24 protein-coding genes and 1 other RNA gene are annotated in these 22,910 nt (G+C 61.3%); 18 read left to right on the top strand and 7 right to left on the bottom strand.

The genetic code is table 11. The annotated features are described in order from the left end of the window. The first annotated feature begins 14 nt into the window (after positions 1–14). Both IDM28_RS18440 and zapE read left to right on the top strand, forming a co-directional pair. Positions 15–1,364, top strand: coding sequence for a tryptophan--tRNA ligase (locus IDM28_RS18440; protein WP_188036617.1), 1,350 nt, complete (start codon positions 15–17; stop codon positions 1,362–1,364). Between the two features lie 83 nt (positions 1,365–1,447). Next, positions 1,448–2,542 (top strand): cell division protein ZapE, encoded by a 1,095-nt coding sequence (gene zapE / locus IDM28_RS18435; RefSeq protein ID WP_101322014.1) that lies wholly within the window; start codon positions 1,448–1,450, stop codon positions 2,540–2,542. Positions 2,543–2,670: 128 nt separating this feature from the next. On the opposite strand, the gene IDM28_RS18430 is transcribed toward zapE, so the two are convergent. Together IDM28_RS18430 and IDM28_RS18425 are read right to left on the bottom strand one after the other, a co-directional pair. Further along, on the bottom strand, positions 2,671–3,567 hold the full coding sequence (locus IDM28_RS18430) for a GlxA family transcriptional regulator (RefSeq protein WP_178080845.1): 897 nt from the start codon (positions 3,565–3,567) through the stop codon (positions 2,671–2,673). Between the two features lie 236 nt (positions 3,568–3,803). Further along, entirely contained in the window at positions 3,804–4,844 is a 1,041-nt protein-coding gene (locus IDM28_RS18425) for an NADP(H)-dependent aldo-keto reductase (RefSeq protein WP_101322012.1), read from the bottom strand. 261 nt (positions 4,845–5,105) lie between these two features. Between IDM28_RS18425 and rplM the strand changes: the two genes are divergently transcribed. From rplM to IDM28_RS18390, 7 genes are all read left to right on the top strand, one after another. Beyond that, positions 5,106–5,534 carry a 50S ribosomal protein L13 gene (gene rplM, locus IDM28_RS18420; protein WP_101322011.1) on the top strand — a complete coding sequence of 143 codons (429 nt, stop codon included), beginning with the start codon at positions 5,106–5,108 and terminating at the stop codon, positions 5,532–5,534. 14 nt (positions 5,535–5,548) lie between these two features. Further along, positions 5,549–5,941, top strand: coding sequence for a 30S ribosomal protein S9 (gene rpsI, locus IDM28_RS18415; RefSeq protein WP_101322010.1), 393 nt, complete (start codon positions 5,549–5,551; stop codon positions 5,939–5,941). A 262-nt stretch (positions 5,942–6,203) separates the two neighbouring features. Continuing rightward, positions 6,204–6,797 carry a ubiquinol-cytochrome c reductase iron-sulfur subunit gene (gene petA / locus IDM28_RS18410; protein WP_101322009.1) on the top strand — a complete coding sequence of 198 codons (594 nt, stop codon included), beginning with the start codon at positions 6,204–6,206 and terminating at the stop codon, positions 6,795–6,797. Further along, positions 6,797–8,008 carry a cytochrome b gene (locus tag IDM28_RS18405; RefSeq protein ID WP_101322008.1) on the top strand — a complete coding sequence of 404 codons (1,212 nt, stop codon included), beginning with the start codon at positions 6,797–6,799 and terminating at the stop codon, positions 8,006–8,008. The genes petA and IDM28_RS18405 overlap by 1 nt, the downstream gene beginning before the upstream one ends. Beyond that, the gene (locus IDM28_RS18400) at positions 8,008–8,787 is read left to right on the top strand and encodes a cytochrome c1 (protein ID WP_101322007.1); all 780 of its coding nucleotides are present in this window, start codon (positions 8,008–8,010) and stop codon (positions 8,785–8,787) included. The genes IDM28_RS18405 and IDM28_RS18400 overlap by 1 nt, the downstream gene beginning before the upstream one ends. Positions 8,788–8,905: 118 nt before the next feature. Further along, entirely contained in the window at positions 8,906–9,529 is a 624-nt protein-coding gene (locus tag IDM28_RS18395; protein WP_101322006.1) for a glutathione S-transferase N-terminal domain-containing protein, read from the top strand. A gap of 10 nt (positions 9,530–9,539) precedes the next feature. Then, positions 9,540–9,971: a ClpXP protease specificity-enhancing factor gene (locus IDM28_RS18390; protein ID WP_101322005.1), complete on the top strand. Its 432-nt coding sequence runs from the start codon at positions 9,540–9,542 to the stop codon at positions 9,969–9,971. 52 nt (positions 9,972–10,023) lie between these two features. Here IDM28_RS18390 and IDM28_RS18385 read toward each other — a convergent pair whose 3' ends face one another. The 5 genes from IDM28_RS18385 to IDM28_RS18365 all read right to left on the bottom strand — a co-directional run bounded on the left by IDM28_RS18385 (position 10,024) and on the right by IDM28_RS18365 (position 13,746). Then, the gene (locus IDM28_RS18385; RefSeq protein ID WP_101322004.1) at positions 10,024–10,242 is read right to left on the bottom strand and encodes a YgdI/YgdR family lipoprotein; all 219 of its coding nucleotides are present in this window, start codon (positions 10,240–10,242) and stop codon (positions 10,024–10,026) included. Between the two features lie 61 nt (positions 10,243–10,303). Beyond that, positions 10,304–10,882 carry a BON domain-containing protein gene (locus tag IDM28_RS18380; RefSeq protein ID WP_101322003.1) on the bottom strand — a complete coding sequence of 193 codons (579 nt, stop codon included), beginning with the start codon at positions 10,880–10,882 and terminating at the stop codon, positions 10,304–10,306. After that, positions 10,879–11,472, bottom strand: a complete 594-nt coding sequence (locus tag IDM28_RS18375) for a phosphoheptose isomerase (protein ID WP_101322002.1) — start codon at positions 11,470–11,472, stop codon at positions 10,879–10,881. The genes IDM28_RS18380 and IDM28_RS18375 overlap by 4 nt, the downstream gene beginning before the upstream one ends. A gap of 88 nt (positions 11,473–11,560) precedes the next feature. Further along, entirely contained in the window at positions 11,561–11,932 is a 372-nt protein-coding gene (locus IDM28_RS18370; protein ID WP_101322001.1) for a YraN family protein, read from the bottom strand. Then, the gene (locus IDM28_RS18365) at positions 11,932–13,746 is read right to left on the bottom strand and encodes a penicillin-binding protein activator (protein WP_188036616.1); all 1,815 of its coding nucleotides are present in this window, start codon (positions 13,744–13,746) and stop codon (positions 11,932–11,934) included. The genes IDM28_RS18370 and IDM28_RS18365 overlap by 1 nt, the downstream gene beginning before the upstream one ends. A gap of 187 nt (positions 13,747–13,933) precedes the next feature. Here IDM28_RS18365 and rsmI point away from each other — a divergent pair, with 187 nt between their 5' ends. The 9 genes from rsmI (at position 13,934) to mraY (ending at position 22,910) form a co-directional block, all read left to right on the top strand. After that, positions 13,934–14,809, top strand: coding sequence for a 16S rRNA (cytidine(1402)-2'-O)-methyltransferase (gene rsmI, locus IDM28_RS18360; protein ID WP_101321999.1), 876 nt, complete (start codon positions 13,934–13,936; stop codon positions 14,807–14,809). Between the two features lie 67 nt (positions 14,810–14,876). Continuing rightward, an RNA gene (gene rnpB / locus IDM28_RS18355) (RNase P RNA component class A) lies at positions 14,877–15,236 on the top strand. 307 nt (positions 15,237–15,543) lie between these two features. Then, positions 15,544–15,999, top strand: coding sequence for a division/cell wall cluster transcriptional repressor MraZ (mraZ, locus tag IDM28_RS18350; protein WP_101321998.1), 456 nt, complete (start codon positions 15,544–15,546; stop codon positions 15,997–15,999). Next, positions 15,996–16,943: a 16S rRNA (cytosine(1402)-N(4))-methyltransferase RsmH gene (gene rsmH, locus IDM28_RS18345; RefSeq protein ID WP_410524683.1), complete on the top strand. Its 948-nt coding sequence runs from the start codon at positions 15,996–15,998 to the stop codon at positions 16,941–16,943. Before mraZ ends, rsmH begins: the two co-directional genes overlap by 4 nt. Further along, positions 16,940–17,233, top strand: coding sequence for a cell division protein FtsL (gene ftsL / locus IDM28_RS18340; RefSeq protein WP_101321996.1), 294 nt, complete (start codon positions 16,940–16,942; stop codon positions 17,231–17,233). Before rsmH ends, ftsL begins: the two co-directional genes overlap by 4 nt. Then, positions 17,233–18,981, top strand: coding sequence for a peptidoglycan D,D-transpeptidase FtsI family protein (locus tag IDM28_RS18335; RefSeq protein WP_181003854.1), 1,749 nt, complete (start codon positions 17,233–17,235; stop codon positions 18,979–18,981). Before ftsL ends, IDM28_RS18335 begins: the two co-directional genes overlap by 1 nt. Continuing rightward, positions 18,981–20,468: a UDP-N-acetylmuramoyl-L-alanyl-D-glutamate--2,6-diaminopimelate ligase gene (locus IDM28_RS18330; protein ID WP_101321994.1), complete on the top strand. Its 1,488-nt coding sequence runs from the start codon at positions 18,981–18,983 to the stop codon at positions 20,466–20,468. Before IDM28_RS18335 ends, IDM28_RS18330 begins: the two co-directional genes overlap by 1 nt. Further along, positions 20,461–21,828 carry a UDP-N-acetylmuramoyl-tripeptide--D-alanyl-D-alanine ligase gene (locus tag IDM28_RS18325; RefSeq protein WP_101321993.1) on the top strand — a complete coding sequence of 456 codons (1,368 nt, stop codon included), beginning with the start codon at positions 20,461–20,463 and terminating at the stop codon, positions 21,826–21,828. Before IDM28_RS18330 ends, IDM28_RS18325 begins: the two co-directional genes overlap by 8 nt. Then, positions 21,828–22,910 (top strand): phospho-N-acetylmuramoyl-pentapeptide-transferase, encoded by a 1,083-nt coding sequence (gene mraY, locus IDM28_RS18320; RefSeq protein WP_101321992.1) that lies wholly within the window; start codon positions 21,828–21,830, stop codon positions 22,908–22,910. Before IDM28_RS18325 ends, mraY begins: the two co-directional genes overlap by 1 nt.

Genomic DNA, 22,910 nt, shown 5'->3' with positions numbered 1-22,910 from the left:
TCAAGCGATTACCCATGACTACGCGCATTCTTACCGGTATCACCACCACCGGCACCCCGCACCTGGGCAACTACGCCGGCGCCATTCGCCCGGCCATCCTTGCCAGCCAGCAGCCCGGTGCCGACTCGTTCTACTTCCTGGCCGACTATCACGCGCTGATCAAGTGCGATGACCCGCTGCGCATCCAGCGTTCGCGCCTGGAGATCGCCGCCACCTGGCTGGCGGGCGGGCTCGACCCGGACAAAGTCACCTTCTACCGTCAGTCCGACATCCCCGAGATCCCTGAGCTGACCTGGCTGCTGACCTGCGTTGCCGGCAAGGGCCTGCTCAACCGCGCCCACGCCTACAAGGCGTCGGTAGACAAGAACCTGGAAAACGGCGAAGACCCGGATGCCGGCGTGACCATGGGCCTGTTCAGCTACCCGGTGCTGATGGCGGCGGACATTCTCATGTTCAACGCGCACAAGGTGCCGGTCGGCCGTGACCAGATCCAGCACGTGGAAATGGCCCGTGACATTGGCCAGCGCTTCAACCACCTGTTCGGCCAGGGCAAGGAATTCTTCGCCATGCCCGAGGCGGTGATCGAAGAAAGCGTGGCGACCCTGCCGGGTCTGGATGGGCGCAAGATGTCCAAAAGCTACGACAACACCATCCCGTTGTTCGCCAGCGCCAAGGACATGAAAGACGCCATCTCGCGCATCGTCACCGACTCCCGTGCACCCGGCGAAGCGAAAGACCCGGACAGCTCGCACCTGTTCACCCTGTACCAGGCGTTCGCTACCCCGGCGCAATCCGCAGAGCTGCATGAAGCACTGCTGCAAGGGCTGGGCTGGGGCGAGGCCAAGCAACGCCTGTTCCAACTGCTGGACGGCCAACTGGCCGCGCCACGCGAGCATTACCATCAGCTGATCGCACGTCCTGCTGACCTTGAAGACATCCTTCTGGCCGGCGCGGCCAAGGCGCGCAAGAGCGCGACGCCGTTCCTTGAACAACTGCGTGAAGCGGTCGGCCTGCGCTCGTTCCGCAGCAGTGTCCAGGCCAGCACCGACGTGAAGAAAAAGGCCGCCAAGAGCGCCCGCTTTGTCAGCTTCCGTGATGAAGACGGCAGCTTCCGCTTCCGCCTGCTGGCCGCCGATGGCGAGCAATTGCTGCTGTCGCGCAGCTTCGCCGACGGCAAGAGCGCCGGTGCGGTGAGCAAGCAACTGCAGCAGGGTGGTCAAGCCGATGTGCGCGTCGACGGCCTGAGCTTTGCCCTGTGGCTGAACGGTGAGCAGGTCGCGGAAGGCCCGCAGTTTGCCGATGCATTAGCGCGCGACGCTGCCGTGCAAGCCTTGCACGCAGCGCTCCAGCCACAAGCCGACTGAGGCATTTCGCCGCAAGTCTGATTGCCATTATGCGGGCCCGTCGCTACAGTGACGGCCCGCTTTTGTTACCTCGCCAGCGAATTATGACGCCTTTAGAACGATATCAAGCAGATCTCAAACGTCCCGATTTTTTCCATGATGCGGCGCAGGAAACAGCGGTGCGTCATCTGCAGCGTCTGTACGACGACCTGGTCGCGGCGCAGAACAACAAGCCCGGCGTGCTCGGCAAGCTGTTCGGCAAGAAGGACCAGGCCCCGGTCAAGGGCTTGTACTTCTGGGGTGGGGTAGGGCGCGGCAAGACCTATCTGGTCGACACCTTCTATGAGGCGCTGCCGTTCGAACAGAAGATGCGCACGCACTTCCACCGCTTCATGAAGCGCGTGCACGAAGAAATGCGCACGCTCAAGGGCGAGAAGAACCCGCTGACGGTGATCGCCAAGCGCTTCTCCAACGAAGCCCGGGTCATCTGTTTCGATGAGTTCTTCGTCTCTGACATTACCGATGCGATGATCCTCGGCACCTTGATGGAAGAGCTGTTCAAGAACGGCGTATCACTGGTCGCGACCTCCAACATCGTGCCTGACGGCCTGTACAAGGATGGCTTGCAGCGTGCGCGCTTCCTGCCAGCCATCGCCATGATCAAGCAGTACACCGATGTGGTGAACGTCGACAGCGGCGTCGACTATCGTCTGCGTCACCTCGAGCAGGCCGAACTGTTCCACTTCCCGCTCGATGCCGCTGCGCACGAGAGCCTGCGCCAGAGCTTCAAGGCGCTGACCCCGGAGTGCACGCAGGCGGTCGAGAACGACGTGCTGATGATCGAGAATCGCGAGATTCACGCCCTGCGTACCTGTGACGATGTCGCCTGGTTCGACTTCCGCGCCTTGTGCGACGGGCCGCGCAGCCAGAACGACTACATCGAGCTGGGCAAGATCTTCCATGCCGTGCTGCTGAGCAATGTCGAGCAGATGGGTGTGGCTACCGACGATATCGCCCGGCGCTTCATCAACATGGTCGATGAGTTTTACGACCGTAACGTCAAGCTCATCATTTCAGCTGAGGTTGAGTTGAAGGATCTGTACACCGGCGGGCGGCTGAGCTTCGAGTTCCAGCGTACGCTGAGCCGTTTGCTGGAGATGCAGTCGCACGAGTTTCTGGCGCGAGCGCATAAGCCTTAATTCGGTGTAGTTGGGGCCGCTTTGCGGCCCTTCGCGGGTGAACCCGCTCCCACAGGATTCGCAGCGCCCCATGTGAGCTGTGGGAGCGGGTTCACCCGCGAAGGGCTGCAAGGCAGCCCCCATGCCCCTCAAGCCTCTTGCATGAACTGCTGCCGATACTGGTTCGGCGAAAGCTCGGTATGCTGGCGGAACAGCCGGGCAAAGAAGCTCGCATCGTCGTAGCCCACCTCATAACTGATGGTCTTGATGCTCTTGCGGGTACTCGACAGCAAGCCCTTGGCGGTTTCGATGCGCAGCCGTTGCAGATAGTGCAGGGGCTTGTCGCCGGTAGCCGTCTGGAACCGGCGCATGAAATTGCGAATGCTCATGCCATGGTTGCGGGCGACGTCTTCAAAGCGGAATTTGTCCGCGAAATGCTCTTCAAGCCAGTGCTGAATCTGCAGGATGATCAGGTCCTGATGCAGCTTCTGCCCACCAAAACCCATACGCCCTGGGGTGTAGTTGCGTTGCACTTCATAGAGGATGTCGCGGGCTACCGCGCGGGCGACATTGGCCCCGCAGAAGCGCTCGATCAGGTAGATGTACAGGTCGCAGGCCGAGGTCGCGCCGCCCGCGCAGTACAGGTTGTCGGCATCGGTCAGGTGCTTGTCCTGGTTCAGCCGCACAGCCGGGAAGCGCTCGGCGAAGTCAGTGAAGAAGCGCCAGTAGGTGGTCGCCTCCTTGCCATCGAGCAAGCCCGCTTCGGCCAGCCAGTACACGCCGCTGGCTTCGCCACAGAGCACCGCGCCACGCGCATGCTGCTCGCGTAGCCATGGCAAGACCTGCGGATAACGCTGCTGAAGGTTGTCGAAGTCATCCCAGAACGCCGGCAGGATGATCACATCGGCATCGCCCAGGCCGCCGTCTACCGGCACCTGCACGTTGCTGAAGCTGTCCACCGGTGCAGCGTCGGGGCTGACCAGGCAGATTTCGAACATCGGTTGCAGGCCCAGGCCCATTTGCTTGCCGTAGCGCAGGCTGGCCAGGTGGAAGAAATCCTTGGCCTGCATCAGGGTCGAGGCGAACACATTATCGACGGCCAGAATGCTGACGCGCCGCAATGAAGCGGTGGGTTGGGTAAAGATCATTGTCATTGTTCTTATAGGGTAGAGTGGTCAATCACCGGCTGGATCGTCTTATTTTTTGGCGATTGTGTCTACCCCGTCCCGATCCAGCTGCCTGCGGCAGCGGGCTGACCCGCTGCCGCTTTGTTACGGCTGCATCACGGCGCCGGGTTTGGCTGATCCTGGTGCACCGCTTCGATGGCTGCCAGCAGCTCATCGCTCAAGTTCAGATCGGCGCTGGCGAGGTTGCTTTCCAGTTGTTCAAGGCTGGTCGCACCGATGATATTGCTGGTCACGAACGGCTGGCGGGTGACGAACGCCAAGGCCATCTGGGCCGGGTCCAGGCCATGCTCGCGGGCTATCTGCACGTAACGGCTGCAGGCGGCCACGGTCTGCGGGTTGGAGTAGCGGGCAAAGCGGTTGAACAGCGTCAACCGCGCGCCTTCAGGTCTGGCGCCGTTTTCATACTTGCCGGCAAGCATGCCGAATGCCAGCGGCGAGTAGGCCAGCAGCCCGCATTGCTCGCGGATCGCCACTTCGGCCAGGCCGATCTCGAAGCTGCGGTTGAGCAGGTTGTAGGGGTTCTGGATCGATACCGCCCGCGGCCAGCCGCGGCTCTCGGCCAGCTGCAGGAACTTCATCGTGCCCCATGGCGTTTCATTGGACAGGCCAATGTGACGGATCTTGCCGGCACGAACCTGCTCGTCGAGCACCTCGAGGGTTTCTTCCAGTGGCGTGAAGTGGTCCTGCGGCAGATGCTGGTAGCCGAGCTTGCCGAAGAAGTTGGTGCTGCGCTCTGGCCAGTGCAGCTGATACAGGTCGATGTGATCGGTCTGCAGGCGCTCAAGGCTTGCGTCCAGCGCGGCAACGATGTGCTGGCGGTTGTGCTTGAGCTGGCCGTCGCGGATGTGGCTGATGCCGTTGCCTGGGCCGGCAACCTTGCTCGCCAGTGTCCACTGGTCGCGATCGCCGTTGGCCTTGAACCAGTTACCGATGATTCGTTCGGTGGCGGCGTAGGTCTCCGGGCGCGGCGGCACCGGGTACATTTCGGCGGTATCGATGAAGTTGATCCCGCCGGCCTTGGCCCGGGCGATCTGGGCAAACGCCTGGTCCTGATCGTTCTGCTCGCCCCAGGTCATGGTGCCCAGGCACAGGGCGCTGACGTTGAGGTCGGTACGGCCGAGCTTGCGGTATTCCATCTGGAAGCTTCTCTCTGGCGAAAAAGACCATAAAAGCAGGTTGAATTTTTTTCTGCAATCTGGATAATCCTGCCCCTCTCCGTTTTGCGGAAGTGATGCACTGCATTACGAGAGAAACCCGCCGGATATTGGACGTGCCCGACCCGAGCCCCCAATAGCGTCCGTATTCGGCTGCGTGCTTGCTTGTCAAGTTGCGCACTATCCAGTAAGATTCGCCGTCTATTTTTTATTGCTTGGGCGGCCTCTGAGGCTTTAGAGATAATGAAAACTTTTACTGCTAAACCAGAAACAGTTACGCGCGACTGGTTCGTCGTCGACGCCGCTGGTCAGACCCTGGGTCGTCTGGCTACCGAAATCGCTCTTCGTCTGCGTGGCAAGCACAAAGCTGAATACACCCCTCACGTTGACACCGGCGACTACATCGTCGTAATCAACGCCGAGCAGGTACGTGTCACTGGTGCTAAAACTACTGACAAAATGTACTACTCCCACTCCGGCTTCCCAGGTGGCATCAAGGAAATCAGCTTCGACAAGCTGATCGCCAAGGCCCCTGAGCGTATCATCGAGACCGCGGTCAAGGGCATGCTGCCTAAGAACCCGCTGGGTCGCGACATGTACCGCAAGCTGAAAGTGTACGCGGGCGCTGTTCACCCACACACTGCTCAGCAGCCTCAAGAACTGAAGATCTAACGGGATAGTTCATTATGTCGGCGACTCAAAATTACGGCACTGGCCGTCGCAAGACCGCAACCGCTCGCGTTTTCCTGCGTCCAGGTACCGGTAACATCTCCATCAACAACCGTCCTTTGGACACTTTCTTCGGTCGCGAAACCGCTCGCATGGTTGTTCGTCAACCCCTCGAGCTGACCGAGAACGTTGCCAAGTTCGACATCTACGTCACCGTTTCCGGTGGTGGTGTCAGCGGTCAAGCCGGTGCGATCCGTCATGGTATCACCCGCGCTCTGATGGCCTACGACGAAGCCCTGCGCCCTGCTCTGCGTCGCGCTGGCTACGTAACCCGCGATGCTCGTGAAGTCGAGCGTAAGAAAGTGGGTCTGCGTAAAGCACGTAAGCGTCCTCAGTACTCCAAGCGTTAATTTCGCTTCGGCAGTCGAAAGAAGCCCGGTTCCTTGGAACCGGGCTTTTTTTTTGCCTTGAACTAACCTGTCAGCATGTCCGCGGCAAGTCGCCTTATAGACGCAGATCAAGCAAAGCGTGGGTTGTAGCCCGGCCGGGGCTAATCACCTTGTCAGTGTGTGGATTTGTTTCTTACCATGGCGACCAAAATTTAGTGCCACAGACATTCACAAAATACAGGCCTGGTTCAACAGGCCAGAGCAGCTGATGGGAGAGGACTGAATGAGTAATGACGGCGTCAACGCAGGCCGGCGCCGCTTCCTCGTAGCCGCCACGTCCGTGGTGGGTGCAGCGGGGGCTGTGGGGGCTGCGGTACCGTTCGTGGGGTCATGGTTTCCCAGTGCCAAGGCGAAAGCCGCCGGTGCACCGGTGAAGGTCAATATTGCCAAGATTGAACCCGGCCAGCAGATGGTTGCTGAGTGGCGCGGGCAGCCAGTATTCATCGTGCGACGCACAGAAGAGATCCTCGGCAATCTCAAGAAAATCGTCGGCGAGCTCGCTGATCCGGAATCGCAGGCCTCGGTGCAGCCGACTTACGTCGACCCAGAGGTGCGCTCGATCAAGCCGGAAATCCTCCTGCTGGTTGGCCTGTGCACCCACCTGGGCTGCTCGCCGACCTTCCGTCCTGAAGTGGCGCCGGTCGATCTGGGGCCCAAGTGGGTCGGTGGCTATTTCTGCCCCTGCCACGGCTCTCATTACGACCTCGCTGGCCGCGTCTACAAGTCCCAGCCGGCACCTCTCAACCTGCCAGTGCCTCCGCACTCATACGAGACGGACGACATCATCGTCATCGGCGTCGATCAGGAGAACGCATGATGAGCAAGTTCATGGACTGGATCGATGCGCGCTTCCCCGCGACCAAAATGTGGGAAGAGCATCTGAGCAAATACTACGCGCCGAAGAACTTCAACTTCCTGTACTTCTTTGGCTCGCTGGCGTTGCTGGTGCTGGTCAACCAGATTGTTACCGGCGTCTGGCTGACCATGAGTTTCACCCCTTCGGCCGAAGAGGCGTTCGCCTCGGTCGAGTACATCATGCGCGATGTCGAGTACGGCTGGATCCTGCGCTATCTGCACTCCACCGGCGCCTCGGCGTTCTTCATCGTGGTCTACCTGCACATGTTCCGCGGGCTGCTCTACGGCTCTTATCAGAAGCCGCGTGAGCTGGTCTGGCTGTTCGGCATGCTGATCTATCTGGCGCTGATGGCTGAAGCGTTCATGGGCTATCTGCTGCCTTGGGGCCAGATGTCGTATTGGGGTGCGCAGGTAATCATCTCGCTGTTCGGCGCCATCCCGGTGATCGGCGATGACCTGACCCAGTGGATTCGCGGCGACTACCTGATCTCGGGGATCACCCTGAACCGCTTCTTCGCCTTGCATGTGGTGGCCTTGCCGATCGTCATTCTCGGCCTGGTGGTGCTGCATATCCTGGCGCTGCACGAAGTCGGCTCGAACAACCCTGACGGCGTCGACATCAAGAAGCACAAGGACGAAAACGGCATCCCCCTCGACGGTATCCCGTTCCACCCGTACTACACCGTCAAGGATATCGTCGGCGTGGTGGTGTTCCTCTTCGTGTTCTGTTCGGTGGTGTTCTTCTTCCCGGAAATGGGCGGCTACTTCCTCGAAAAACCAAACTTCGAGCAAGCCAATGCCTTCAAGACACCCGAGCACATTGCTCCGGTGTGGTACTTCACACCGTTCTACGCGATCCTGCGCGCGGTGCCCGACAAACTGTTCGGCGTGATCGCCATGGGCGCCGCCATTGCCGTGTTGTTCGTGTTGCCCTGGCTTGACCGCAGCCCGGTACGTTCCATGCGCTACAAGGGCTGGCTGAGCAAGATCTGGCTGCTGGTGTTCTGCGTCAGCTTCGTGATTCTCGGTGTGCTGGGTGTGTTGGCGCCTACTCCGGGGCGGACCCTGCTGTCGCAGGTCTGTACCGTGCTGTATTTCGCCTACTTCCTGCTGATGCCGTTCTACACAAGGCTGGAGAAGACCAAAGCGGTTCCGGAAAGGGTGACTGGCTGATGAAAAAGCTTATTGCAGTACTGTTCCTGGCAGTGATGCCTGCCTTGTCCTTTGCCGCGGAACACGGCCTGGAGCTGGACAAGGTCGATATCGACCTGAGTGACAAAGCCGCCATGCAGGATGGTGCGCGGACCTTTGCCAACTATTGCATGGGCTGCCATAGCGCCAAGTTCCAGCGCTATGAGCGGGTCGCTGATGACCTGGGTATCCCCCATGAGCTGATGCTGGAAAACCTGGTGTTCACCGGTGCCAAGATCGGCGACCACATGCAGATCGGCATGCAGCCGGCTGATGCCAAGACCTGGTTCGGCGCTGCGCCGCCAGACCTGACCCTGGTTGCGCGGGTGCGTGGTACCGATTGGCTGTACTCGTACCTACGTAGCTTCTATGAGGACAAGTCGCGGCCATACGGGGTCAACAACAAGGTCTTCCCCAACGTCGGCATGCCTAACGTGCTGGTTGGCCTGCAGGGTAATCAGGTGATTGGCTGCAAGCAGGTGCAGAGCGTCGTCGACGGCAAGAAGCAATATGACCCGTTGACGGGCAGCCCATTGACCCATGAAGCATGTGATCAGCTGACCATCGAGCCGAAATCCGGTACCCTGACGCCCGAGCAGTTCGACGAGAAGGTCAAGAACCTGGTGACCTTCCTGGCCTATTCGGCCAACCCGGTCAAACTGGAGAGCCAGCGCATCGGTACCTATGTGTTGCTGTACCTGGCTTTCTTCTTCGTGTTCGCCTACTTGCTCAAGCGCGAATACTGGAAGGACGTGCACTGATCACGCAGTAATTTCTGGTTAGTTGAACGCGCCCTGAGGCGCCCCGTGCAACTGCATTGGGCCCCTCAGGGCGCGTTTGCATTTGTGTTTTACAAGCATCCCCACGAGGAGGCGCTGCATGGGCGTAACCAACAGGTTAGCCTGCTATTCCGATCCCGCTGATCATTACTCGCACCGGGTCCGCCTGGTGCTCGCCGAAAAGGGCGTCAGCGTGCAGATCATCGACGTCGATCCTGGGCGTGTGCCACCCAAGCTGGTTGAAGTGAATCCTTACGCCAGTGTGCCAACCCTGGTTGATCGCGATCTGGCGCTGTACGAGTCGACCGTGGTCATGGAATACCTCGATGAGCGCTATCCGCACCCGCCACTGCTGCCGGTGTATCCGGTCGCACGCGGCAACAGCCGCCTGCTGGTGCACCGCATCCAGCGCGACTGGTGCTCGCTGGCCGACGTGCTGCTCGACAAGCGCAGCACCGAGGCTGCGCAGGCAAAGGCGCGCAAGGAACTGCGCGAGAGCCTGACCGGGGTTGCGCCATTGTTTGCCGAGATGGCCTGCTTCATGAGTGATGAGCAAAGCCTGGTCGATTGTTGTCTACTGCCCATACTCTGGCGTTTGCCGGTGATGGGTATCGAACTGCCGCGGCAAGCCAAGCCGCTGCTTGATTATATGGAGCGACAGTTCGCCCGCGAGCCATTCCAGGCGAGCCTGTCTGCTGCTGAACGTGAAATGCGCAAGCTTTAAGGAGCCGTTGATGAACTCCAGTCGCCCCTATCTGGTTAGAGCACTGTACGAGTGGATCGTCGACAACGATTGCACGCCCCATATGCTGGTCAATGCCGAGTTTCCGGCTGTCCAGGTGCCCCAGGGCTTCGCCAGTGATGGTCAGATTGTCCTGAACGTGTCGCCCAGTGCGGTGCGCAGCCTGCACATGGATAACGACGCAGTGAGCTTTGAAGGCCGCTTCGGCGGCGTCGCGCATTCGTTGTTCGTGCCCACTGGTGCGATCCTGGGCATCTACGCCCGCGAGAACGGTCAGGGCATGGTGTTCGAGCTTGAGCCTTCGCTGCTGGATGATGAAGAGCTTGAGGATGAAGTTGACGAGCCGGATAACGACGGCCCGCCCGAAGGTGGTGGCCAGCCGCCGCGTCCTAGCGGACGACCGAGTCTGAAGGTGGTCAAGTAACAAAAAAGGCGATCCGAGAGGATCGCCTTTTTCGTAAGCGTTGGATCAGCAATTACAGGTCGGTAATGGTGCGAACCTGATCCTTGTTGATGCGCGTGCGCTTGCCGTCCAGCTGTTCGAATTCATAAAAGCCAGAAGCGCGATCGAAGTGGGGCTGGTCCAATGCCTGCAGCTCACGGCCATCATTCAGGGTGATGATGCTCGGGCTGGAGCAGCCAGCCAGGGATGCGCAGGCGCCGATCAGCAGCGCGGGCAGCAGAAACTTGGTCATGGAGTATTTCCTGGATCGGGTGAGGAGGGCGGGAGGACGCAGCCCTCCCGCCGGGTGCGACTTAGTCGATGTATTCGAACAGTTTGACGATTTTCTGCACGCCGGAAACGCTTTGCACCACGCTGGTCGCGGCGTTGGCTTCGCCCTGGGTAACCAGGCCGAGCAGGTAGACGATACCGTTTTCGGTGATGACCTTGATGCGCGAGCCAGGCACATTGGCGTCGCCAAGCATCTGCGCCTTGATCTTGGTGGTCAGCCAGGCGTCGTTGTTGCGCGCCAGAATCGAAGACGGCTGCATCACCTGGATTTCGTTATGCACCTTCTTGACCCGCTGCACCTGGCCGGCGGTCTGCTCGGCGAGGCTTTTGAGGTCAGCACGCGGGGTTTGCCCGGCCAGCAGGACAACGCCGTTATAGCTACTGACAACGATGTGCGAGCCTTTGTCCAGGTCAGGGTTGGCCTTGGCGATGTTGACCGAGACCTTGGTTTCGATCAGTGAATCGTCAATCTTGCTGCCGATGGTGCGGGTGCCGCGATCGTCCTCGATAGGATTGTCGCGGGTAGAGGTCAATACCGAACTGCAGCCGGAGAGGCTCAGGCACAGAGTCAGGGCCATCAGGCCAAAACGCTTGGGGATCATTCTTCACTCCCGAACAGTTGGCTGTCGATCAGATCACACAGGCAGTGGATCGCCAGCAGGTGGACTTCCTGGATGCGCGCAGTCACGTTCGACGGTACGCGAATCTCGACATCTTCGGGCAGCAGCAGCGAGGCCATGCCACCGCCGTCGCGCCCGGTCATTGCTACGACAATCATTTCACGATCATGTGCGGCCTGGATCGCTTGAATCACGTTCGCCGAGTTACCGCTGGTAGAGATCGCCAGCAGCACGTCGCCGGGCTGGCCGAGGGCGCGGATCTGCTTGGAGAACACTTCGTTGTAGCTGTAATCGTTGGCAATCGAGGTGATCGTCGAGCTGTCGGTGGTCAGCGCGATCGCCGGCAAGCTCGGGCGTTCACGCTCGAAACGGTTGAGCAACTCGGACGAGAAATGCTGAGCATCGCCGGCTGAGCCGCCGTTGCCGCAGGCGAGCATCTTGCCCTCATTGAGCATGGCATTGACCATGACCAGGCTGGCCTGCTCGATATGCGGCGCCAACATGTCCATTGCCTGTTGCTTGGTGTCGATGCTGGCCTGAAACAGCCGGCGAATTCGGGATTGCATGTCCATCTGGTGTGACCTTAAGAGGGGCGGTGGCCCGCGCGACGCGCAACAGGGACCAGCCCGCGAAACATAGAGCAAAAAATTCGCAGTGGGTTCAGCATTCGAAGGCGTTTTTCAGCCATTGCAGCGGTTGCCCTGCATGGCCGCTGCCTTGTAGAGCGATGACATCGAAGCGGCAGGGGTGATTGGCCCAGCGAAACTCCTTGTGCAGAAACATGCTGGCGGCCAGCGCCAGGCGTTGCTGCTTGCGCCCATCGATACTGCCGAGGGCGCCGCCGAAGTCTGCGTGCAGCCGATAGCGGACTTCGACGAATACTACTGTATCGGCGTCGAGCATGACCAGATCAAGCTCGCCTCCCTTGCATCGCCAATTGCGCGCCAGCAACTGCAGACCTTGCCCGAAAAGATACTCCAGGGCGTAGTCCTCAGCATCCTGGCCGGCGCGACCAGGCGATGCCGCCTGCATCAGCGCGGCGTGTCCGGCAGGCGTTTGACCTGGCCGCCGGCGAACTCTGCCCATGGCAGTTGACGCTCGATGCGCTGGCTCGGGTTCATGCTCAAGCTGCCGGACAGGCCCTGTACGCGGTTGTCAGGCAGTGCCTTCAGTTGGCCCAGACGCGGTGCCAGGCTATACGCATCAACGCCCATCGCATAAAGCCGGCCGAGGCTGCCAGCGGCTTGTGGCCACTGCTGCACGACTTGTTGGCGCAGGCTGTTACTGCTGTCGAGCAGCCACGGCGTTTCGCAGAAGCGGATGCCGGTCATGTCGTTGTACTGGTTGACGTCACCGCTGGCGCTGTACAGGTTGGAGGTAGCGTAGACCGGCACATCCCCTGCGTACTGGAAGTTCAGCGTCGGCTTGATCTGTTGCGCCTGCTGCGGGGTGGCAGCGAGGAAGATGAAGTCGATGTCCTGGCGGCGTGACGGTTGTGCGGCAATGTTGCCACCGACCGTGCTTTGCAGGCTCTTGGCACGGCCTTCACTCTGGCGCAGCTGGAACAGCTCGGCGATTTGCTGGGCGAGGGCGACCGGCTGGGCGATACGCTCGGCAGCCAGCAGGGTGCCGCCGTTGCTTTCCCAGTCCTTGCGGAAGGCGGCCAGCACGCGGTCGCCCCATTCGCCGCTCGGCACCAGCGCTACAGCGCGGACCAGGCCGTCGGCGCGTGCACGGCGCGACACTTCACGGGCTTCGTCTTCTGCGGCAAGGCCAAACTGGAACAGCTGCGGCGGTGCGTTCTGGCCTGCTTCGGCGTAGTTCAGGGCCAGGGTCGGCAGTGGCAACTGCGGGTAGGCGGCGAGCTTTTTCACCAGTGGTTTTTCCAGCGGGCCGACTACCAGTTGCACGCCATCGGCCTGAGCCTGGCGGTAGAAATCGTCCAGCGAGCTGATCCGCGAGCTGTCATAGACCTGGATCGCAGGTGCCTGTTGGCCTGCCTGCTGGGCCTGGAAGTGCGCGGCCATGAAACCGTCACGCAAGGCGCGGGCGACGCCGGCCAGCGAGCCTTCCTGAGGCAGCAGCAGGGCGATCTTGGTCAGGGGCTGGCTGGCCAGTTCCTTGAGTTTGGTCAGCGCGGTCGGCAGTTGCTTGGCTGCGGGGTGCTCTGGATGCTGGTTGCGCCAGGCGTCGATCGCAGCCTGCTGCTGCTCCAGCGTGCCGGCGCTTTTTACCGCCAGGGCCAGGCTGGTCCAGCCGGCCAGGGTGTCGTTGCCAGTCGATTGCAGCTGCTCGGCAGGCAAGGCAGCGACCAGTGCCCAGATCGCGTCGTTGTTGGCGCTGGCCGCCTGGCCGCTGAGCAGAGGGGCCAGTTGCACCCGCTGCTGCGCTGCGGCCAAGGTCTGGCCATCGGCTTCGAGGGCGGCGGCATGCACGCTGTAGGTGCGCACTTGCAGCTCAGCCGGCATCTCGCCCAGACGCTGCAGGCTAGGGTGGGCGAGGGCGGTCAGGGCAGCTTTGGGCTGGTTGCGGCTCATGGCCAGCTCAGCGCTCAAGGTGCTGGCGAACACCTGCTGAGCAGGCTTGAGCGGGTCCAGTGGTACCTGTTCGAGAATCCGCGCTGCGCGTGGATAGTCCTTTTGCTTGTAGGCCAGGTCGGCAGCGCTCAGGCGCAGCAGGGCTGCGTCCTCGGGCGACTTGCTGGTGGCTGCCTGCTCGAGCAGTTGCTCGATACTGGCGTCCGGGGTGCGCGGGAGTTCGCCCAGGCTGGATGAGGGCGAGCTTGCGCAAGCTGCCAGCAAGGCAGCGAGGCAGAGGGCTGTGAGCAGCCGCAGACAAGCGATCATGTAAAAGTCCTGTTACTCGATCTGGTTGGCCGACGATTGTACCCAACCACTGGCCGGGGCGCGATGTCGCTGACGTGCAACCTTCACTATAGGTGGCTTGAAGCGGGCCGCCGGTGAAGATGTTTGCGCCCTGTAACCGGTGCTCGGGCTACAATGTCGCCTTTGATCCGAAAGACAGGTGCGCGCAGTGACAGATGTAGCAGGGGCTTCGAAATCCACCACAGGCACGCTGTACGTGGTGGCTACGCCGATCGGCAACCTCGATGACATGAGTGCCCGCGCGCTCAAGGTGCTGGCGGATGTAGCCTTGATCGCCGCCGAAGACACCCGCCATTCAATGCGCCTGATGCAGCACTTCGGTATCAGCACGCCGCTGGCTGCCTGCCATGAGCACAATGAGCGCGACGAGGGCGGGCGTTTTCTGACTCGCTTGCTGGCGGGCGACGATATTGCGCTGGTCTCTGACGCTGGCACGCCGCTGATTTCCGACCCGGGTTATCACCTGGTGCGCCAGGCTCGCGCTGCCGGCGTGAAAGTGGTTCCGGTGCCCGGCGCCTGCGCGCTGATTGCTGCGTTGTCGGCCGCTGGCCTGCCGTCCGACCGGTTTATCTTCGAAGGCTTTCTGCCTGCCAAGACTGCTGGGCGGCGTGCCCGCCTGGAACAGGTCAAGGAAGAGCCGCGCACGCTGATCTTCTATGAGGCCCCGCACCGCATTCTGGAATGCCTCGATGACATGCAGGCGGTGTTCGGTGCGGATCGCCCGGCGCTGCTTGGGCGTGAGCTGACCAAGGCGTTCGAAACACTCAAGGGCCTGCCGCTGGGCGAGTTGCACGCGTTTGTTGCCGCCGACAGTAATCAGCAGCGCGGCGAATGCGTGGTGTTGGTGGGGGGCTGGAGTGCGCCCGAAGACGAGCAGGCGATCAGCACCGAGGCGCAGCGCGTTCTGGACTTGCTGTTGGCTGAATTGCCACTCAAGCGCGCAGCGGCGCTGGCTGCGGAAATTACCGGGGTGCGCAAGAACCTGCTGTATCAGGCGGCCCTGGAAAAGCAGAAAGCCGATTGAGCATTAGCGACATCCTGTTGCTCTAAAGCTTGTTCTTGAGCGCGCCTGACGTTACCCTTGTCGGCGGAGAGTCGATTGGACAGTCGCTGCCTTCTTTTGTTCCGCAAAAGAGGGGGGAGGAAAGTCCGGGCTCCATAGGGCAGAGTGCCAGGTAACCCCTGGGAGGCGTGAGCCTACGGAAAGTGCCACAGAAAATAACCGCCTAAGCACTTCGGTGCCGGTAAGGGTGAAAAGGTGCGGTAAGAGCGCACCGCGCGACTGGCAACAGTTCGTGGCTAGGTAAACCCCACTCGGAGCAAGACCAAATAGGGTTCCATTAGGCGTGGCCCGCGTCGGAACCGGGTAGGTTGCTAGAGGCGTCCAGTGATGGCCGTCGTAGAGGAATGACTGTCCTCGACAAAACCCGGCTTATAGATCGACTCTCCACCTCTCCCTCCCTGCTGTAATCGACAGCAGAAGCACTTGGTAATACCGAAAAAATCTTACTCTTAATAAATCACTTTAACTTCGGTCGCTATCTGACTGAGTTCGCACATTTTTTGCCCGCCATTTTTCCTTCTTTTTATCTTCCTTCATCTCTTTGTTGAGCTAAATCTCCGCCGTGTAAGGGATTTCCCTACGAGCGCGCCTTGACGGTGTACCGGGCGGATTCCTATAGTGTGCGCAAGTGGCAGAAAGTGGGTTGAAGTGGGTTTTCTGGCCCAAAAACGATAACATTGTGGGGAATCGCAGCCGTGTTCCGCGGAGCCAATGCCGTCAGCCTTGATGCAAAGGGCAGACTCGCCATGCCGAGTCGGTACCGTGACGAGTTGGATTCGCGTTGTCAGAGCCAGTTGATCGTGACCATCGATGCAGTCGATCGCTGCTTATGTGTATATCCCCTCGATGAGTGGGAACAGATAGAAGCCAAGTTGCGTGCCTTGCCGTCGTTGCGTGAGGAAAACCGCCGCCTGCAGCGCTTGCTGATCGGTAATGCGGTAGACCTGGAGCTCGATGGCAGTGGCCGTTTTCTGGTACCGCCGCGCCTGCGTGAGTACGCCAATCTGGACAAGAAGGCGATGTTGGTGGGGCAGCTGAACAAATTTCAGCTGTGGGATGAGGATGCCTGGAACGCGGTTTCGGCAGACGATCTTGCAGCTATTCAACAACCGGGCGCTTTGCCTGACGAATTGCGTGACCTGATCCTGTGACCATAGATAGCGGCTTCAACCACATCACCGTGCTGCTCGACGAAGCTGTCGAGGCACTGGCCCTGCGCGCCGATGGCTGCTACCTCGATGGTACCTTCGGCCGCGGTGGCCACAGCCGCCTGATCCTCAGCAAGCTGGGGCCGCAGGGGCGGCTACTCGGGTTCGACAAAGACCCACAAGCGATTGCCACGGGGCAAGCGCTGGCGGCCGAAGACGGCCGCTTCGTCATTGTGCAGCGCAGCTTTGCCGAGCTGGGCGAAGAAGTCGCCGAGCGCGGCCTGGCCGGCAAGGTCAGCGGCGTGCTGCTGGATCTGGGTGTGTCTTCACCGCAGCTTGATGACCCCGAGCGCGGCTTCAGCTTCCTCAACGACGGCCCGCTGGACATGCGCATGAACCCTGCGCAAGGCATGAGCGCCGCCGAGTTCATCGCCACCGCCCCGGCTGAAGAGATCGCCCGTGTATTCAAGCAGTACGGTGAAGAGCGCTTCTCCGGGCGTATGGCCCGAGCCGTGGTCGAGCGCCGCGAAAAGCAGCCGTTCACCCGCACGGCCGACCTGGCTGAAGTGCTCAAGGTCGCCAACCCGGCCTGGGAAAAGGGCAAGAACCCCGCGACCCGCGCCTTCCAGGGCCTGCGCATCCACGTCAATAACGAGCTTGGTGACCTGGAGGCGGGCCTTGAGGCTGCGCTGGAGTCACTGGAGATCGGTGGCCGCCTGGTGGTGATCAGCTTCCACTCGCTGGAAGACCGCATCGTCAAACTGTTCATGCGCAAGCTGGTCAAGGGCGAGGCGGACAACCTGCCGCGCAACCTGCCCGTGCAGCACACCGTCTTCGAGCCAAAAGTGCGCTTGATCGGCAAGGCGCAGTTCGCCTCCGAGGCCGAGCTCAAGGCCAACCCCCGCTCACGCAGCGCAGTCATGCGCGTTGCGGAGAAGCTCCGTTGAGCAAGCTCTTCGCCAAGCCATTGCCCGGCGGCAGCTCGCTGATGCTGCTGCTGTTTATCGCTGTGCTGGTTTCAGCGGTGGCGGTGTCCTACAGCGCGCACTGGAACCGGCAATTGCTCAACACTTTGTTTGGCGAACTGAACGAGCGTGACAAGGCGCAGGCAGAATGGGGCCGGCTGATCCTTGAGCAGAGCACCTGGACTGCCCACAGCCGCATCGAAAGCCTGGCCAGCGAACAGCTGAAAATGCGTGTTCCGGCCGCCGACGAAGTGCGGATGGTGGCGCCATGATGAAACTCGAAGGCGCACTCTACCCTTGGCGCTTCCGCGTCGTGATCGGCCTGCTGGCGCTGATGGTCGGTGCCATCTGCTGGCGCATCATCGACCTGCAGGTCGTCGACCGTGCCTTCCTCAAGGGCCAGGGCGACGCGCGCAGCCTGCGCCACATTCAGATTCCGGCACACCGGGGGCTGATCACTGACCGTAACGGCGAGCCATTGGCGGTCAGTACGCCAGTCACCACGCTGTGGGCCAACCCAAAGGAAATGCAGCCGTACAAGGAGCGCTGGGCGCAACTGGCGGCTGTGCTTGGGCAAAATCCGCAACAACTGACCGAGCGCCTCACCCAGCAGGCCAACAAAGAATTCATCTATCTGGTGCGCGGGCTTACCCCTGAGCAAGGCCAGCAGGTGCTCGACCTGAAAGTGCCGGGTGTGTACGGCCTCGAAGAGTTCCGCCGCTTCTACCCGGCCGGTGATGTCACCGCGCACATGGTTGGTTTTACCGACCTTGACGACCACGGTCGCGAGGGTGTCGAGCTGGCCTATGACGAATGGCTCGCTGGTGTGCCTGGCAAGCGCCAGGTGATCAAGGACCGGCGTGGCCGCTTGATCAAAGACATTCAGGTCACCAAAAACGCCAAGGCCGGTTCGACCTTGGCGTTGTCGATCGACCTGCGCCTGCAGTATCTGGCTACGCGCGAACTGCGCAACGCCATTGCCGAGCAGGAAGCCAAGGCCGGCAGCCTGGTGATCATGGACGTCAAGACCGGCGAAGTGCTGGCCATGGTCAACCAGCCTACCTACAACCCGAACAACCGCCGCAGCATGGTCCCGGCCGCGATGCGCAACCGGGCCATCATCGATGTGTTCGAGCCGGGCTCGACGGTCAAGCCGCTGTCGATGAGCGCTGCATTGCAGAGCGGCCGCTGGAAACCGACCGACAAAGTCGAAGTGTATCCGGGCAGCCTGCAGATCGGTCGCTACACGATCAAGGACGTTTCGCGCAGCGAGGGCCCGGTGCTCGACCTGACCGGGATCCTGATCAACTCCAGTAACGTCGGCATGAGCAAGATCGCCTTCGACATCGGCGGCGAAGCCATCTACCGGGTGATGTCGCAGCTGGGTCTGGGTCAGTACACCGGCCTGGGCTTCCCTGGCGAGCGCGTCGGCAACCTGCCTAACCACCGCGAATGGCGCAAGGCCGAGACGGCGACCCTGTCCTATGGCTACGGCCTGTCCGTGACCGCATTGCAGCTGGTACACGCTTACGCCGCACTGGCCAACGACGGCAAGATGGTGCCGTTGAGCATCGTCAAGGTCGACAAGACCCCTGACTTCACCCAAGTGGTGCCCAAGGAAACCGCCGAGACCATCCAGGGCATGCTCCAGCAGGTGATCGAAGCCCCGCGCGGTGTCTACCGCGCGCAGGTGCCGTTCTATCACGTCGGTGGCAAGTCCGGTACGGCGCGTAAGGCCACCGTCGGCTCCAAGGGCTACACCGAAAACGCCTACCGCTCGCTGTTCGCTGGCTTCGGCCCGATGAGCGATCCGCGTTACGCCATCGTCGTGGTCATCGATGAGCCGAGCAAAGGCGGCTACTTCGGTGGCCTGGTCTCGGCACCGGTATTCAGCAAAGTCATGTCCGGGACCCTGCGGTTGATGAACGTACCACCAGATAACCTGCCACCGCCTGCACCCGTTGCGCCTGCCGTACCGGCGCAAGTGAATGCCGCCGTAGCCAAAGGAGGGCGTGGTTGATGACGATGCCATTGAGCAAGCTGTTTGCCCATGCCAGCCGCGATCCGATGATCCGCGAGTTGACCCTGGACAGCCGGGCCGTGCGCCCGGGCGATCTGTTCCTGGCCGTGCCAGGTGCGCTGGTCGATGGTCGTGACCATATCGCCGACGCCTTGCAGCGCGGCGCGGCTGCCGTCGCTTATGAAGAGCAGGGCGCCACCGTGCTGCCGCTGACCGACGTTGCACTGATTCCGGTCAAGGGCCTGATCGCGCAGCTGTCGGAGATTGCCGGGCGTTTCTACGGTGAACCGAGCCGTCAGCTCAACCTGATCGGCGTCACCGGCACCAATGGCAAGACCAGCGTGACCCAGTTGCTGGCGCAGGCGCTGGACGCCCTCGGCCAACGCTGTGGCCTGATCGGCACGCTGGGCACCGGTTTCTCCGGCGCGCTGCAGAGCGGCCGCTTGACCACGCCTGACCCGATTGCAGTACAGGCAACCCTGTACGACCTGAAAAAAGCCGGCGCCAAAGCCGTGGCCATGGAAGTGTCGTCGCATGCCCTGGAACAGGGCCGCGTTGCCGCCCTGGCCTTCGACATCGCCGTGATGACCAACCTGTCACGTGATCACCTCGATTACCACGGCAGCATGCAGGCGTATGAAGCGGCCAAGGCCAAGCTGTTTGCCTGGCCGAACCTGCGTAGCCAGGTGGTCAATCTGGATGATGAGTTCGGGCGGCGGCTGGCCGAGGACTTTGCTCGCAAGCCAATCGCCGATCACGTCGAGACTCGCTTGCTCAGCTACAGCCTGGAAAATCCAGAAGCTTCGCTGTACTGCCGCGAAGCCAAATTCGACGACGACGGCGTGCGTGCGGTGCTGGTTACGGCACAGGGTGAAAGCATACTGCGCAGCCAGCTGCTCGGTCGCTTCAACCTGAGCAACGTGCTCGCCGCAATTGCCGCGCTGATGTCGCTGGATTATTCGCTGGACGAAATTCTCAAGGTCGTGCCAACCCTGCAAGGGCCGGTCGGCCGTATGCAGCGCTTGGGCGGCGGTAACAAACCGCTGGTGGTGGTCGACTACGCGCACACCCCGGATGCCCTTGAAAAAGTACTCGAAGCCCTGCGTCCACACGCCCACGGCAAACTGCTGTGCCTGTTTGGTTGCGGCGGTGACCGTGACCGCGGCAAGCGCCCGTTGATGGCTGAAGTCGCCGAGCGGCTGGCTGACCGCGTGCTGGTCACTGACGACAATCCACGCACTGAAGAGCCTGCGGCCATCTTCGACGATATTCGCCCGGGCTTTGCCAAACCGGCAGAAGTCAGCTTCGTCGCTGGCCGCGGCGCCGCGATCGCGCAGTTGATCGCCTCTGCTGCGGCCGACGACGTGATCGTGCTGGCCGGTAAAGGCCACGAGGACTATCAGGAAATTCACGGTGAGCGCCATGCGTTCTCCGATCTGGTTGAAGCCGAGAAAGCCCTGGCAACCTGGGGGAGCCCACATGCTTAAGCCCTTGAGCCTGAGCCAACTGACCGCAGCGCTGCAGGCGCGCCTGGTTGGCAGCGATGTCAGCTTCGATGGCGTCAGCATCGACAGCCGCAGCGTCGGCGCCGGCCAACTGTTCGTTGCCCTTACCGGCCCGCGCTTCGATGGCCATGATTACCTGGCTGATGTACAGGCCAAGGGCGCCGTCGCGGCGCTGGTCGAACGTGAGGTCGAAGGCGTCGATCTGCCGCAACTGGTTGTCGCTGATTGCCGTGTGGCGCTGGGTCAACTGGGCGCGCTCAACCGTGCCGGGTTCGACAAGCCAGTAGCAGCCATCACCGGCTCCAGCGGCAAGACCACTGTGAAAGAGATGCTTGCCTGCATCCTGCGCACCCGTGGCCCGGTGCTGGCGACCCGCGGCAATCTCAACAATGATCTGGGTGCACCGCTGACCCTGCTGGAAATCGCCAGTGAGCACAGCGCGGCAGTCATCGAACTGGGTGCGTCGCGCCTTGGCGAGATTCGTTACACCGTTGGCCTGACCCAGCCTCAGGTGGTCATCCTCAACAACGCCGGCACCGCCCACGTTGGCGAGTTTGGCGGCCCGGAAAAAATCGTCGAGGCCAAGGGCGAGATCCTTGAAGGCCTGGGCGAGGGCGGCACTGCGGTGCTCAACCTGGACGACAAGGCGTTTGCCATCTGGCACAAACGTGCTGGCGACAAACGCGTGCTGAGCTTCGCCCTGAACAACCCGCAGGCGGATTTTTACGCCAGCGATATCGGTCGCGATGCCCGTGGCTGCCCGGCGTTCACCTTGCATAGTGCCGCCGGTTCGGTGGCGGTGCAGTTGAATCTGCTCGGCACCCACAACGTCAGCAACGCCCTGGCTGCAGCGGCTGCTGCCCATGCCCTGGGCGTGAGCTTGCCCGGTATTGCCGCTGGCCTGAACGCGGTGCAGCCAGTCAAGGGCCGTACGGTCGCGCAGATCACTGCCAACGGCGTGCGCGTGATCGATGACAGTTACAACGCAAATCCCACCTCGATGTGTGCGGCCATTGATATACTCGCCGGCTTTTCCGGGCGCACCGTTCTGGTGCTCGGGGATATCGGCGAACTGGGTCAATGGGCGCAGGAAGGCCACCAGCTGGTGGGCGACTACGCACGCGGCAAGGTCGATGCCTTGTACGCGGTAGGTAGCAACATGACCCATGCGGTCCGGGCGTTTGGCGCCGAAGGCCGACATTTCGCAACTCAGGCTGAGCTGATCGACGCTGTTAGCAGCGAAACCGCCAGCGACACCACAATCTTGATCAAGGGCTCGCGCAGCGCTGCGATGGAAAACGTCGTGGCTGCACTGTGCGGTGTCAGCGGGGAGAAACATTAATGCTTTTGCTGTTGGCTGAGTATCTACAGCAGTTCCATAAAGGCTTTGCGGTCTTCCAGTACCTGTCCCTGCGCGGGATTCTGGGTGTTCTGACTGCTTTGTCGCTGTCGCTGTGGCTGGGCCCCTGGATGATTCGCACCCTGCAGATCCGTCAGATCGGCCAGGCAGTGCGCAACGATGGTCCGCAATCGCACCTGTCCAAGTCGGGTACACCGACCATGGGCGGCGCGTTGATCCTGTCTGCAATCACCATCAGTACCTTGCTTTGGGCTGACCTGAGCAACCGCTACGTGTGGGTCGTGATGATCGTCACCCTGTTGTTCGGCGCGATTGGCTGGGTCGACGACTACCGCAAGGTCATCGAGAAAAATTCGCGTGGCCTGCCAAGCCGCTGGAAGTACTTCTGGCAATCGGTGTTCGGCCTGGGCGCGGCGGTGTTCCTCTTCATGACCGCGCCGACCAGCGTCGAAACCACCTTGATCGTACCGTTTGCCAAGGACGTCACCATCGCCCTGGGCATCGGTTTCGTGGTGCTGACCTATTTCGTCATCGTCGGCTCGAGCAACGCGGTAAACCTGACTGACGGTCTCGACGGCCTGGCGATCATGCCAACGGTCATGGTCGGCGGCGCGCTGGGGATCTTCTGCTACCTGTCGGGTAACGTGAAGTTCGCCGAGTACCTGTTGATCCCTTATGTGCCAGGCGCTGGCGAGCTGATCGTGTTCTGCGGCGCGTTGATCGGTGCCGGCCTAGGCTTTCTCTGGTTCAACACCTATCCGGCTCAGGTGTTCATGGGCGACGTCGGCGCACTGGCGCTGGGCGCTGCCCTGGGCACCATCGCCGTCATCGTTCGGCAGGAAATCGTCCTGTTCATCATGGGCGGTGTGTTTGTCATGGAAACCCTGTCGGTGGTGATCCAGGTCGCCTCCTTCAAGCTGACCGGCAAGCGGGTGTTTCGTATGGCGCCGATTCACCACCACTTTGAACTCAAGGGTTGGCCCGAGCCACGGGTGATTGTCCGTTTCTGGATCATCACCGTGATTCTCGTGCTGGTCGGCCTTGCCACCCTGAAGCTGAGGTAG

Origin of the sequence: Pseudomonas sp. EZ-C24 (assembly GCF_014525325.1) — a bacterium.
In the GTDB taxonomy this organism is placed as follows: Bacteria; Pseudomonadota; Gammaproteobacteria; order Pseudomonadales; family Pseudomonadaceae; genus Aquipseudomonas; species Aquipseudomonas shirazensis.
This window is presented reverse-complemented; position numbering and strand designations above follow the sequence as displayed.

Coding starts and splice junctions, on each gene's coding strand:
- IDM28_RS18405 (WP_101322008.1), top strand. CDS start 6,797: ATGAGCAAGTTCATGGACTGGATCGATGCGCGCTTCCCCGCGACCAAA.
- IDM28_RS18330 (WP_101321994.1), top strand. CDS start 18,981: ATGACGATGCCATTGAGCAAGCTGTTTGCCCATGCCAGCCGCGATCCG.
- IDM28_RS18335 (WP_181003854.1), top strand. CDS start 17,233: ATGAAACTCGAAGGCGCACTCTACCCTTGGCGCTTCCGCGTCGTGATC.
- rpsI (WP_101322010.1), top strand. CDS start 5,549: ATGTCGGCGACTCAAAATTACGGCACTGGCCGTCGCAAGACCGCAACC.
- IDM28_RS18395 (WP_101322006.1), top strand. CDS start 8,906: ATGGGCGTAACCAACAGGTTAGCCTGCTATTCCGATCCCGCTGATCAT.
- IDM28_RS18370 (WP_101322001.1), bottom strand. CDS start 11,932: ATGCAGGCGGCATCGCCTGGTCGCGCCGGCCAGGATGCTGAGGACTAC.
- IDM28_RS18385 (WP_101322004.1), bottom strand. CDS start 10,242: ATGACCAAGTTTCTGCTGCCCGCGCTGCTGATCGGCGCCTGCGCATCC.
- IDM28_RS18365 (WP_188036616.1), bottom strand. CDS start 13,746: ATGATCGCTTGTCTGCGGCTGCTCACAGCCCTCTGCCTCGCTGCCTTG.
- IDM28_RS18325 (WP_101321993.1), top strand. CDS start 20,461: ATGCTTAAGCCCTTGAGCCTGAGCCAACTGACCGCAGCGCTGCAGGCG.
- zapE (WP_101322014.1), top strand. CDS start 1,448: ATGACGCCTTTAGAACGATATCAAGCAGATCTCAAACGTCCCGATTTT.
- petA (WP_101322009.1), top strand. CDS start 6,204: ATGAGTAATGACGGCGTCAACGCAGGCCGGCGCCGCTTCCTCGTAGCC.
- IDM28_RS18440 (WP_188036617.1), top strand. CDS start 15: ATGACTACGCGCATTCTTACCGGTATCACCACCACCGGCACCCCGCAC.
- IDM28_RS18425 (WP_101322012.1), bottom strand. CDS start 4,844: ATGGAATACCGCAAGCTCGGCCGTACCGACCTCAACGTCAGCGCCCTG.
- IDM28_RS18390 (WP_101322005.1), top strand. CDS start 9,540: ATGAACTCCAGTCGCCCCTATCTGGTTAGAGCACTGTACGAGTGGATC.
- IDM28_RS18380 (WP_101322003.1), bottom strand. CDS start 10,882: ATGATCCCCAAGCGTTTTGGCCTGATGGCCCTGACTCTGTGCCTGAGC.
- IDM28_RS18375 (WP_101322002.1), bottom strand. CDS start 11,472: ATGGACATGCAATCCCGAATTCGCCGGCTGTTTCAGGCCAGCATCGAC.
- IDM28_RS18400 (WP_101322007.1), top strand. CDS start 8,008: ATGAAAAAGCTTATTGCAGTACTGTTCCTGGCAGTGATGCCTGCCTTG.
- rplM (WP_101322011.1), top strand. CDS start 5,106: ATGAAAACTTTTACTGCTAAACCAGAAACAGTTACGCGCGACTGGTTC.
- mraY (WP_101321992.1), top strand. CDS start 21,828: ATGCTTTTGCTGTTGGCTGAGTATCTACAGCAGTTCCATAAAGGCTTT.